Here is an 11,668-nt window from a genome sequence, read left to right as displayed (position 1 = left end):
CTCCTAGACGACGGGCAGCGGAGGCTGCGACTGCGTGGCCTTAGCCAGCGTACGGTACTCGTCGGTACCCGCCGGCCCCGTCACCGCGATCTGCGCCGGACCGGTCGGCCCCTTGAGCCGGGTCGTCCACACCGGCCGGGAGTCCTCGCCGCCCTCGTAGACGATCCACCGCACACCGTCGACGTCCTGGGTCCCCGTTGGCACCACGTCGGTGTCGACCCACCTGACGAGACTCTGCTCGTCGGCGTCGCTCTGAATCAGACTGATGAACATCCCCGTCGGCGCCAGGAACCCGGTCCGCGAGATGACCGCCCGCGCCGGCCGACCGTCCTCGGTGCGGCCGCCGTCGATGCTGGCGCGTGACCCGGAGTTCGCGCGCCACCCCTCCGGCAACTGCGGCTGACGGATCGGGATCTTCAGCGTCTCGGCGTCGGCCCTCATCGCCGCGGTCGTGTCATAGGGCAGCACAGGCCCTTGACCTGGCCCGTTCGGGGCGAAGGAGCACATTCCCAGGATCCCCGCCAGCACGATGCAGACCAGGACCAGAGGTGCCATCGACCAGAACATGTCGCGGCCGTCCTGCAACAGCCGCGACTTGGCCGGCTTCGGTTCCGGAGCCGCCTGGGGTGTGGTCACTCTGCCAGTATCCCAGCTCCCAACCTGTGAACGGTTAATGGGAGAATCTGCACATGACTGCGCCTGATGCTTCTTCCGCCAGCGGCTCGCCGCGATCCCGCCGCGAGGCCCCGGATCGCAACCTCGCCCTCGAGTTGGTACGGGTGACCGAGGCGGGTGCCATGGCGGCGGGCCGTTGGGTCGGCCGTGGCGACAAGGAGGGCGGCGACGGGGCCGCCGTCGACGCCATGCGCGAGCTGGTGAACTCGGTGTCGATGCGCGGCGTCGTCGTCATCGGAGAGGGCGAGAAGGACAACGCCCCGATGCTCTACAACGGCGAAGAAGTCGGCAACGGCGACGGGCCGGACTGCGACTTCGCCGTCGACCCCGTGGACGGCACCACGCTGATGGCCAAGGGCATGCCCAACGCCATCTCGGTGCTCGCGGTGGCAGAACGCGGCGCCATGTTCGACCCGTCGGCGGTGTTCTACATGAACAAGATCGCCGTCGGCCCGGACGCAGTCGACGTCCTCGACATCACCGCGCCGATCGGCGAGAACATCCGCCGCGTCGCCAAGGTGCGCAAGTCCTCCGTCGCCGACATCACGGTCTGCGTGCTCGACCGGCCCCGGCACAGCCAGCTGATCGCCGACGTCCGCGAGGCGGGCGCCCGCATCCGGCTGATCTCCGACGGTGACGTCGCCGGTGCCATCGCGGCTTGTCGGCCCGGTTCCGGCACCGACATGTTGGCAGGCATCGGCGGCACGCCAGAGGGCATCATCACCGCCGCGGCCATCCGCTGCATGGGCGGTGCCATCCAAGCCGTCCTCGCCCCGACCGACGACGCCGAACGCCAGAAGGCGATCGACGCGGGCCACGACCTCGACCGCGTGCTGCACACCGAAGACCTGGTGTCCGGGGAGAACGTGTTCTTCTCCGCCACTGGCGTCACCGACGGCGACCTGCTGCAGGGCGTCCGCTACTTCGGCGGCGGCTGCACCACGCAGTCGATCGTGATGCGCTCCAAGTCCGGCACGGTCCGCATGATCGAGGCGTACCACCGACTTTCGAAGCTCAACGAGTACTCGGCGGTCGACTTCACCGGCGACATGTCCGCCGCCCACCCCTTGCCGTAACACCCTTCCCCCCAACCGAGAGACGAACAGGGAGCCAATGCCCGACAACGAAGTCGAATACCGCATCGAGCACGACACCATGGGTGAAGTCCGGGTGCCGAAGAGCGCCCTGTGGCGGGCGCAGACCCAACGCGCGGTGGAGAACTTCCCAATCTCGTTCCGACCCTTGGAGCGCACCCAGATCCGGGCCCTCGGCCTGCTCAAGGGTGCCTGCGCCCAGGTGAACAAGGACCTCGGCCTGCTCGACGCCGACAAGGCCGACGCCATCATCGCCGCGGCCGCCGAGATCGCCGACGGCAAGCACGACGACCAGTTCCCCATCGACGTCTTCCAGACCGGGTCGGGCACCAGCTCGAACATGAACGCCAACGAGGTCATCGCCTCGATCGCGAAGGCCAACGGGGTCGAGGTACACCCCAACGACCACGTCAACATGTCACAGAGCTCCAACGACACCTTCCCCACCGCGACCCACATCGCCGCGACGGAAGCCGCTGTCCGACACCTGATTCCGGCTCTCGAGGTGCTGCACGAGTCGCTGGGCAACAAGGCCCGGCAGTGGCGCACCGTCGTCAAGTCCGGCCGCACGCACCTCATGGACGCCGTCCCGGTGACGCTGGGCCAGGAGTTCGGCGGCTACGCCCGTCAGATCGAGGCAGGCATCGAACGCGTCAAGGCCACGCTCCCCCGGCTCGGTGAGCTGGCCATCGGCGGCACCGCCGTCGGCACCGGCCTCAACGCACCCGACGGATTCGGCCCCAAGGTCGTCGACGTCCTCGTCGACCAGACCGGCATCGCCGAATTGCGCACGGCCGTCGACTCGTTCGAGGCGCAGGCAGCCCGCGACGGGCTCGTCGAGGCGTCCGGCGCACTGAAGACCATCGCCGTGTCGCTGACCAAGATCGCCAACGACGTCCGCTGGATGGGCTCCGGCCCGCTCACCGGTCTCGGCGAGCTTCAGCTCCCCGACCTGCAGCCGGGCAGCTCGATCATGCCGGGCAAGGTCAATCCCGTTCTGCCCGAAGCCGTTACGCAGGTCGCCGCCCAGGTGATCGGCAACGACGCCGCCGTCACGGTCGGCGGCCTGTCCGGTGCCTTCGAGCTCAACGTCTACATCCCGATGATGGCGCGCAACGTGCTTGAGTCGTTCACGCTGCTGTCCAACGTCTCGAGGCTCTTCGCCGAGCGGTGCATCGACGGCCTCGTCGCCAACGAGCAGCACCTGCGCGAGCTCGCCGAGTCGTCGCCGTCGATCGTCACGCCGCTGAATTCGGCGATCGGTTACGAGGAAGCCGCGAAGGTCGCCAAGGAAGCGCTCAAGGAGCGCAAGACGATTCGGCAAACGGTCGTCGACCGCGGCCTGATCGGCGACAAGCTGTCCGAAGAGGAACTCGACAAGCGTCTCGACGTGCTGAAGATGGCGAAGGTCAAAGACGGCGAGTAGTCCTCACACACGAGCAGACGTAAAGGGCCCTCAATCGCGAAGATTGAGGGCCCTTTACGTCTGCTCGGCGGCTAGTTGGCCCCGCACTGGTGCCGAGCCCAGCCACTTGATGCCTGGCCACGCCGACACGCTGTGCAGTAGCAGGCTGAGCGACACGGTCACCGCGACCACCTGGACGATCAGCGACTCCTGCTCGATGCTGCCGCGTTCCAACACGAGCAGCCCCAGCACCACCGTGCCGATGCCACGCGGGCCGAACCAGCCGATGAACACCCGCTCGCGCACCGGCACGTCACTGCGTAGCAGCGCCAGGCAGACCGCCGCCAAGCGCACGCCGAACAGCGCGACGATGGCGAATACGACGACGCGCCAACTGACGTCGCGCCACCCGACTATCACCGCATAGCCGCCGAACAACGCAAAGACGGTCAGCTCAAGCAGCTGGCCGGCAGCGTCGGACACATGCGTCTCGGGCCGCGACCCCGCCCGGCGCGCCGCGTGGGCGAACGCCAGGCCGCCGGCGAAGGCCGCGACGAAGCCGCTGCCGTGCAACATTTCACCAATTTGGAAGCACACCAGCGCCACGGCAAGCGTGGCGAGTTGCGCCCAGATGTCGCTCATCCAACCGCGCTGACGCGACCTGCCGATCACCCAACCGCCCGCGGCCCCAATGGCGAGACCGACGGCCACCGACACCAATTCGGTGCGCACCAGGAAGTAACTCCAGTGCACGCTGGATTCGTTGCGCTCCGATGCGAACGCCACGGCCGCGAGGAGCGCCGCGAGCGCGAAGCCGTCATAGAAGCCGCTCTCGGTGGACAGCGCATGGCGAATCCGCTCGGGGATGCGGTCGTCGTCAAGGAGGGCGTCGATCAATGCGACCTCGGTCGGCGCGACGATCGCGGCGAGACACACCGCCTCCCACGTCGGCATCACCGGGAACAGCAGCAGCGCCGTCCCCGCGCCGAGCGCGATGGCCAGCGGGATGCCGATCACCAGCAACCGGAAGGTCACCTGGCGGCGACCGACGACCGCCGACAGGTCAAGCTCGGCGGCCTGGTTGAACAGGATCACCGTCAACGCCAACTGCGCCAGCACCGTGAACGTCGAGGTGTTCGTCCCACCCTCGAGAAGATCGAATCCAAACGGCCCCAACACCATTCCGCACAGCACGAAGATCAGCGCCGGTGCCAGGTACCACTGCTTGACCAGACCGGAGACCACCGCGTAGCAGAGCACCAACAGCGTCAGGACGAACGCCGTGTTCGTCGTCATGACGTGCCGTCACGCCCCATTGGTGGGACCACCGGAGTTCTGGTCCGGAATGTCGGTGATCGGGAAGTTCGGCATCGGAGCGGGCGACGGGGTGTTCGGCAGCGTCGGGATCTCCGCCGGCGGGATGTCGGTCAAGTCGTTGGCGGGCGGGCCGTTGTCGCGGCTGCCATAGGTGCTGCCCGGTGCCCGCTCGCCGAGCATCTGCGTCACGGTCACCATGTGGTAGCCGTTGGCCTTCAGAACGGGGATGAACTGCTGAACCAGGTCGACGGTTGAGGAGTACGTGTCGTGGAACAGGACGACGGAGTTCGGCTTGATCTGGGTCATCAGCATGTAGCGGGTCGCGGCGGTGTTTCCGTCGTTGGCCCAGTCGAATGGGATGACGTCCCAGTTGATGTCGGCGAGGCCCTGCTTCTTGGCCTCCGCGAGCACCTGGTCGTTGATCAGACCGCCTGCGGTGCGCACCAGCTTGGGGCGCTGACCCGTCGCGGCCTCGATCGCGTCGCTGGCCTTGCTGAACTGCGCGGGGATGTCCTCGGGCGGAATGGTCGTCATGTTGGGGTGCTCCCACGTGTGACTGCCCAGTTCCATGCCCGCCTCGACGACGCGCCTGGCACCGTCGGGATTGGCCGCCACCTTGTTGCCGATCTCGAAGAACGTCGCCTTGGCGTCGTTGTCCTTGAGCACCTGAAGCAACCGGTCGGTGTACGGGCTTGGCCCGTCGTCGAACGTCAACGCGATGCACTTGAACTGCGAGCAGTCGACCTCGTCGGCCTTGGCCACGTGCCCGGTCAGGCTGCCGACCACGACGATGGCCACCCCGGCGCACACGCCGATGACGGTTCGCCAGTAGGACCAGGTCGGCTTCTCAGGGCGCTTTCGCACCAGCACACCTTACCGACCCCGCCTGACTCTGCGTCCACGGCGACGACGTGCGAGTACGGGTCGCCGTGGACGCAGAGTCGACGAGAGATCAGGGCAGGGCGCCGGGGCTGAACTCCTCAAGCATCTCGGTGACGAGCGCGGCGATCGGCGAACGCTCACTGCGCAGCAAGGTGATGTGGGCGAACAGCGGATGGCCCTTGAGCTTCTCGATGACCGCCGCCACGCCGTCGTGCCGCCCCACCCGCAGGTTGTCGCGCTGGGCGACGTCGTGGGTGAGCACCACCCGCGAGCCGGCGCCGAGCCGCGACAGCACGGTCAGCAGAACGTTGCGCTCCAGCGACTGGGCCTCGTCGACGATGACGAAGGAGTCGTGCAGCGAGCGGCCGCGAATGTGGGTCAGCGGAAGCACTTCGAGCATGCCACGGGCATTCACCTCGTCGAGCACCGCCGGACTGGCGAGCCCCTCGAGGGTGTCGAAGACGGCCTGCGCCCACGGACCCATCTTCTCGCTCTCGCTACCGGGCAGATAGCCGAGATCTTGGCCGCCAACGGCGTACAGCGGCCGGAAGACGACGACCTTGCGGTGCGTGCGGCGTTCCAGCACGGCCTCGAGGCCCGCGCACAACGCCAGCGCCGACTTTCCGGTGCCCGCCTTGCCGCCGAGAGAGACGATCCCGACCGACTCGTCGAGCAGCAAGTCAAGGGCGACGCGCTGTTCGGCTGACCTTCCCCGGAGGCCGAACACCTCCCTGTCGCCACGAACCAACTGCACCCTCTTCTCGGCGTTCACCCGGCCCAAGGCGTGCGAGTTGCCGCCGAGCAGCCGAACACCGGTGTGGCACGGCAGGTTTCGCGCCTCCTCGAGGTCGATCTCGCCGTCGGCGAACAGCGCGTTGACGTCGTCGGCGCTGACCTCTACCTCTGACATGCCCGTCCAGCCCGATGCCACGACGTCCTGGGCGTGGTACTCGTCGGCGGGCAGGCCGACCGCACCCGCCTTGACGCGCAACGGGATGTCCTTGCTGACGAGGGTGACCAGTTTGCCCTCGGCGGCGAGGTTGGCCGCGCAGGTCAGGATTCGCGCATCGTTGGTGCCCGTGCGGAAGCCGGCGGGCAGGACCGACGGATCACTGTGGTTGAGCTCGATCTGGAGCGTTCCGCCTTGGGTGCCAATGGGAATGGGCTGATCGAGTCGTCCGTGTTCGAGTCGAAGATCGTCGAACATCCGCAAGGCCTGGCGCGCGAACCAGCCCAGTTCGTGGTGGTGCCTCTTGTCCTCCAACTCGCTGATCACGACGAGGGGGACGACGACTGCGTGTTCGGCAAACCGACTGCATGCCCATGGGTCGGACAGCAGCACTGAGGTGTCGAGCACGTAAGTCCGAACGGCCGAATCAGTCACGTGGCGCTCCTAGGCCCGTGCGGCACCGCACGAACTCTCCCTCGGCGGAAACCGCGGTACCAGGACCGGGGCCGGTCCCTTCGTCGAAACGACGGGTACCGCCCGGATAGCAGAGCATGTCGGCCATCGAAGCCGACGCTACTCCCGTCCCAAGGATTGCGCCGGGCAGGCGCGCCGTGGCCGAAATGTGACCACTCGGTTAACTATTTGGCGACGAATTCCACGAGTTCGGGAGCGTCCGCGACACCCCATGCCTCGACGCGATCGGAGAGCACCTTGCGCAGTGCCGCGTCGTCGAAGATGCCGGCCTCGGCGACGACGCGGACCTTGTCTGCGTAGGCGTCGATGTCCGCACCGATGGGCTCGAACGCGGCGGCGCGGGTGGCGATCGCGGCGATCGTCTCGTCACGCTTGGTGGTGAGGCAGTGTGCGATGAGGTTCGCGAAGAACTCCTCGTGGCGCTCCTCGTCCTTGGCGATCCGGCCGACCATCGACGCCAGGATCGGCTCGGTGATCTGGGCCTGCAGGTTGCGGCAGAAGACGGCGTGCGCACGCTCGAGGAACGCCATGTTGACCAGCGTCTCGATCTGGCTGAGCTTGTCGGCGCGGTAGCCCTTCATGACGTGCTCGACGCGGACGTCCTCGTTGGCACTGGGGTCGATCTCGCGCGTGACGACGAGGTAGTTGCGCAGGGCCACCGCGTGCAGGTGCTCCTCGGCGGTCCACCGGCCGAGCCAACGACCCCACTTGTCGTCGAGGATGAAGTGCTCGACGAGCTCGCGGTGGTAGCCGGCCAGGTTGTCCTTGACGATGAGCAGGATCTCCAGCGCGTCGGTCACGGGCTTGGGCAGCGTCACCGACGACTCGTCCCAGTCCGTGCCGCCGAGGAAGGCGAAGTTCTCACCCTTGTCGAAGGGCACGAAGTCGTGCGCGTACCACATCTCCTCGGTGGCGACGTGGCGAGTCAGATTCTCCTCGACGACGGGTTCGAGCTCGAGGGTCAGTGCGTTGGCTACGGGCTTCTCTGCCATGAAACTAACTGTAACCCGTGGACACACATTCCCCGAAATCGGGCTGCGGCGTGTCCTATTGCAGCGTCAGCCCCGGGTACAGCGGGTTGGCGTTCAACAATTCAGCCGACGCACTGCGCACGCGAGCGGCCACCCCGTCGGCCAAGACGTACTTGGCCTTCGACGTCCCGTCGGGCTGGGTGTTCGTCAGCACCTCGACGACCAGCTCGGCGACGCGGTCGAAGTCACCCGGACCGAATCCGCGCGTCGTCAACGCAGGCGTGCCGAATCGGATGCCGCTGGTGTACCAGGCGCCGTTCGGATCGGCCGGAATCGAGTTGCGGTTGGTGACGACGCCGGCGTCGAGCAACGCCGACTCGGCCTGACGACCGGTCAGGCCGAACGACGTGACGTCGAGCAGCACGATGTGGTTGTCGGTGCCGCCGGTGACCAAGCGGGCGCCGCGGGTGAGGAAGCCGTCGGCCAGCGCCTTGGCGTTGTCGGCGATGCGCTGGGCGTAGATCTGGAACGACGGCTGACGGGCCTCGGCGAACGCGACGGCCTTGGCCGCCATCACGTGCGACAGCGGACCGCCGAGAACCATCGGGCAGCCCTTGTCGACGGCCGCCGAGTACTCCTCGGTCGCCAGCACCAGACCGCCGCGGGGGCCGCGCAGGGACTTGTGCGTCGTCGTGGTGGTGACGTGGGCGTGCGGCACCGGATCCTCGTCGCCGGTGAACACCTTGCCGGCCACCAGACCGGCGAAGTGCGCCATGTCGACCATGAAGGTGGCGCCGACCTCGTCGGCGATCTCACGCATCTTGGCGAAGTTCACCCGCCGCGGGTAGGCGGAGTAACCCGCCACCAGGACCAACGGCTTGAACTCGCGCGCGGCCGCGGCGACTTTCGCGTAGTCGAGCAGACCGGTCTCGGGGTCGGTGCCGTAGCTGCGCTGGTGAAACATCTTGCCGGAGATGTTGGGCCGGAAGCCGTGCGTCAGGTGGCCGCCGGTGTCCAGCGACATGCCCATCAAGCGCTGGTTGCCGAGCTTGGCGCGCAGCTTCTCCCAGTCCGCCTCGGACAGGTCGTTGACGTTCTTGGCGCCCAGCTCGGCCAGCTCCGGCGCTTCGATGCGGGTGGCGAGGATCGCCCAGAAGGCGACGAGGTTCGCGTCGATACCGGAGTGCGGCTGCGCGTAGGCATAGGGCGCGCCGAACAGCTCGCGGGCGTGCTCGGCGGCCAACGCCTCGACGGTGTCGACGTTCTGGCAGGCCGCGTAGAAGCGGTGCCCGACGGTGCCCTCGGCGTACTTGTCGGAGAACCAGGTGCCCATCGTCAGCAGGACGGCCGGCGACGCGTAGTTCTCGCTGGCGATCAGCTTCAGCGAATCACGCTGATCGGCAAGCTCCTGGCGCGTCGCCGCGGCGATGCGCGGTTCGACGGACTCGATGACCTTCAAGGCGGCCGTGTAGGCGGCGCTCGCGGTCTCGGCGTACTCCGCGCCCAACGCTGGGGTAGGCGTGGTCACTGGCTCAGCGGTCATGGGACCAGCTTAGTCGGGGCACCCTACGCCGAGTTCTGCGCCATGGTCGTCTTCATCCCGAAATCCCAGCCGTCGTGCAGAACTCGGCGCGTACCGGGAGTCTTAGGCGCGCAACGCCGACGGCACCAACGGCTCGTCGAGAAGCCTGCCGAACCGCTCGATCAGCGTGACGTCGGCTGGGCGGGCGTCGAGCCAGGCGCGCAACAGTCGATAGCCCTCGACGTAGGTGCTGGTGTAGGCCCGCCACAGCGGGGACGACAGGAACCGCAGCGACTGCCGGGCCCGAGCGTCGCTGGTCAGCTGCCATCGCTGCAGAAACGCGGCCACGTCGTCGACGTCGCGGTGCTCGTCGTGCAGCATCAGCGCGGCATCTTGACGGACGTCGGCCAGCGCGGCCGCGGCGTTGGACACTGCCACCGCCCTCTCGCCGTCGAACCGCAACCCGAGGTCGGCGTAGATCTCGGTCGCCCACTGACCCCAGTCGGGGCCGATCGCGGCGTACAGCGCGAGGTCGGCGAGGCCCTCGGCCATCAGACACTGCGGCGTGTTGACCAGGAAGATCGTCTGCTCGGTGTGGTTCTTCCCGGCGACGAGGCCGAACTCCTTGCGGCAGTGCTCGGTGTGGTGACCGGGATAGGACTCGTGCGCGACGAGGCGTGGCAGCCCCGACATCTGCTGCTTGAGGTCGGCGTTCACCGCGACCGTTGAGCGGTAGTCGCCCTCGTAGTAGTTGAACCCCGACCACGGCTTGTCGGTGACGATCTCGTAGTTGATCGTCTCGGCGTCGGGCAGTGGGAAGTCGGCGCGGACCTTGTCGCGCAGGGCGCTGGAGAACGCGTGGATGCACTCCTCGAGCCGCTCCGGCGGAATCTCCTCACCGCTGCGGTAGCTCTGCATCCGCTCGGCGAGATCGCCCGTGCCGCCCAGCGCTTCGTCGAGCTTGCGGTGCGCCTCGCGGTACTTGTCGGGGTCGCCCTTGACGATGTCCACGTCGAAGTAGTCGTGCACCTCCTGCACGAACCCGATGTCCTCGCCCGCGAACTTGCGGCCCGCACTGGCCAGCGCCCGCAGGTGCGCCGCGATGTAGTCCGCGCGCTGACCGTCGAGACCGTCGGCGCCGGGCAATTCGGCGATCAACCGCGTCGCCTGCCGCGCGAGCTCGGCGGGGTCCGGCGGCGGCTCCGCGGCGACGACGGCGCGCAGTGCGGGGTCCCCGGTGTAGGAGTCGACGTAGCCCTCCTCGATGCGGTCGAACCTCAGACCAAGGAGCAGATACTCGCGAATGACGGTGGTGGCGTCCATGGTCCCAACCGTAAATGCAACACTGGCTGCATGGCGCGGACGAGCGAGCCGAGTCCGTACGTCGAGTTCGACCGGAGTCAATGGCGTTCGCTACGGATGTCGACACCGTTGAAACTCACGGAGAGCGAAGTCCTCGGGCTTCGCGGTCTCGGCGAACAATTGGACCTGCTCGAAGTCGAAGAGGTCTACCTCCCGCTGGCCCGGTTGATCCACCTTCAGGTCGCCGCGCGTCAGCGGCTGTTCGCGACGACCGCGGAATTCCTCGGTGAACCGCAGCAGAATCCCGACCGTCCGGTGCCGTTCGTGATCGGCGTGGCGGGCAGCGTCGCCGTCGGGAAGTCGACCACCGCCCGCGTGCTGCAGGCCCTGCTGGCCCGCTGGGAGCACCACCCCCGCGTCGACCTGGTCACCACGGACGGCTTCCTATACCCGAACGCCGAGCTTCTGCGTAGGAACCTGATGCACCGCAAGGGCTTTCCCGAGAGCTACGACCGACGCGGCCTGATGCGCTTCGTCACGGCGGTGAAGTCGGGATCGGATCAGGTGTCCGCGCCGGTGTATTCGCACTTGCTCTACGACATCATCCCCGACGAGCAGATGACCATTCGGCATCCCGACATCCTCATTCTCGAGGGCCTCAACGTCCTTCAGACCGGTCCGGCGTTGATGGTGTCCGACCTCTTCGACTTCTCCGTCTACGTCGACGCCCGCATCGAGGACATCGAAGGCTGGTACGTGTCGCGGTTCCTGGCGATGCGAGCCGGCGCGTTCGCCGACCCGCAGTCGCACTTCCACCACTACTCGACACTGACCGACGAGCAGGCCGTCTTCGCCGCGCGCGACATCTGGCATTCGATCAACCGGCCCAACCTGATCGAGAACATCCTGCCCACTCGGCCGCGCGCGACGCTGGTGCTGCGCAAGGACGCCGACCACGCCATCAACCGGCTGCGCCTGCGCAAGCTCTGACGCGATTTCGGCGCGCTCACCCGCGCTCACCGCGGACGAACGCGCCGAAACCGCAGGGCGGGCTAGCTGTTCTTCATGGGCAGGTTG

General features: G+C 67.4%; 10 protein-coding genes. 3 read left to right on the top strand and 7 right to left on the bottom strand.

Annotated features, from left to right (window positions below; genetic code table 11):
* Positions 1-3: 3 nt before the first annotated feature.
* On the bottom strand, positions 4-636 hold the full coding sequence (locus B1790_RS12100) for a DUF4245 domain-containing protein (protein WP_233165074.1): 633 nt from the start codon (positions 634-636) through the stop codon (positions 4-6).
* A 53-nt stretch (positions 637-689) separates the two neighbouring features.
* On the opposite strand from B1790_RS12100, the gene glpX reads away from it, so the two are divergent.
* Positions 690-1,751: a class II fructose-bisphosphatase gene (glpX, locus tag B1790_RS12095; protein WP_079923462.1), complete on the top strand. Its 1,062-nt coding sequence runs from the start codon at positions 690-692 to the stop codon at positions 1,749-1,751.
* A 37-nt stretch (positions 1,752-1,788) separates the two neighbouring features.
* Positions 1,789-3,195, top strand: coding sequence for a class II fumarate hydratase (locus tag B1790_RS12090; RefSeq protein WP_079923461.1), 1,407 nt, complete (start codon positions 1,789-1,791; stop codon positions 3,193-3,195).
* Between the two features lie 54 nt (positions 3,196-3,249).
* Here B1790_RS12090 and B1790_RS12085 read toward each other — a convergent pair whose 3' ends face one another.
* From B1790_RS12085 to B1790_RS12060, 6 genes are all read right to left on the bottom strand, one after another.
* Positions 3,250-4,470 carry a cation:proton antiporter gene (locus tag B1790_RS12085; RefSeq protein ID WP_079923460.1) on the bottom strand — a complete coding sequence of 407 codons (1,221 nt, stop codon included), beginning with the start codon at positions 4,468-4,470 and terminating at the stop codon, positions 3,250-3,252.
* Positions 4,471-4,479: 9 nt separating this feature from the next.
* Positions 4,480-5,355, bottom strand: coding sequence for a polysaccharide deacetylase family protein (locus B1790_RS12080; RefSeq protein ID WP_079923492.1), 876 nt, complete (start codon positions 5,353-5,355; stop codon positions 4,480-4,482).
* Between the two features lie 88 nt (positions 5,356-5,443).
* Positions 5,444-6,757 carry a PhoH family protein gene (locus B1790_RS12075; RefSeq protein ID WP_056559230.1) on the bottom strand — a complete coding sequence of 438 codons (1,314 nt, stop codon included), beginning with the start codon at positions 6,755-6,757 and terminating at the stop codon, positions 5,444-5,446.
* 203 nt (positions 6,758-6,960) lie between these two features.
* Entirely contained in the window at positions 6,961-7,788 is an 828-nt protein-coding gene (locus B1790_RS12070) for an acyl-ACP desaturase (protein WP_079923459.1), read from the bottom strand.
* Between the two features lie 55 nt (positions 7,789-7,843).
* Positions 7,844-9,310 (bottom strand): glycine hydroxymethyltransferase, encoded by a 1,467-nt coding sequence (locus tag B1790_RS12065; protein WP_079923458.1) that lies wholly within the window; start codon positions 9,308-9,310, stop codon positions 7,844-7,846.
* A 102-nt stretch (positions 9,311-9,412) separates the two neighbouring features.
* A complete protein-coding gene (locus tag B1790_RS12060; RefSeq protein ID WP_079923457.1) occupies positions 9,413-10,612 on the bottom strand; it encodes a DUF885 domain-containing protein in 1,200 nt (399 codons plus the stop codon).
* A gap of 30 nt (positions 10,613-10,642) precedes the next feature.
* On the opposite strand from B1790_RS12060, the gene coaA reads away from it, so the two are divergent.
* Positions 10,643-11,581, top strand: coding sequence for a type I pantothenate kinase (gene coaA, locus B1790_RS12055; RefSeq protein WP_079923456.1), 939 nt, complete (start codon positions 10,643-10,645; stop codon positions 11,579-11,581).
* Positions 11,582-11,668 lie beyond the last annotated feature (87 nt).

Source organism: Mycobacterium sp. AT1 (genome assembly GCF_002043095.1).
Taxonomy (GTDB): domain Bacteria; phylum Actinomycetota; class Actinomycetes; order Mycobacteriales; family Mycobacteriaceae; genus Mycobacterium.
Note: the sequence above shows the minus strand (reverse complement) of the source record. Positions and strands in the feature narration are given on the sequence as shown.

What these genes read in the sequence shown, in the direction of transcription:
- B1790_RS12090 (WP_079923461.1), top strand. Translation starts at nt 1,789, where the DNA reads ATGCCCGACAACGAAGTCGAATACCGCATCGAGCACGACACCATGGGT.
- B1790_RS12060 (WP_079923457.1), bottom strand. Translation starts at nt 10,612, where the DNA reads ATGGACGCCACCACCGTCATTCGCGAGTATCTGCTCCTTGGTCTGAGG.
- B1790_RS12070 (WP_079923459.1), bottom strand. Translation starts at nt 7,788, where the DNA reads ATGGCAGAGAAGCCCGTAGCCAACGCACTGACCCTCGAGCTCGAACCC.
- B1790_RS12065 (WP_079923458.1), bottom strand. Translation starts at nt 9,310, where the DNA reads ATGACCGCTGAGCCAGTGACCACGCCTACCCCAGCGTTGGGCGCGGAG.
- B1790_RS12085 (WP_079923460.1), bottom strand. Translation starts at nt 4,470, where the DNA reads ATGACGACGAACACGGCGTTCGTCCTGACGCTGTTGGTGCTCTGCTAC.
- coaA (WP_079923456.1), top strand. Translation starts at nt 10,643, where the DNA reads ATGGCGCGGACGAGCGAGCCGAGTCCGTACGTCGAGTTCGACCGGAGT.
- glpX (WP_079923462.1), top strand. Translation starts at nt 690, where the DNA reads ATGACTGCGCCTGATGCTTCTTCCGCCAGCGGCTCGCCGCGATCCCGC.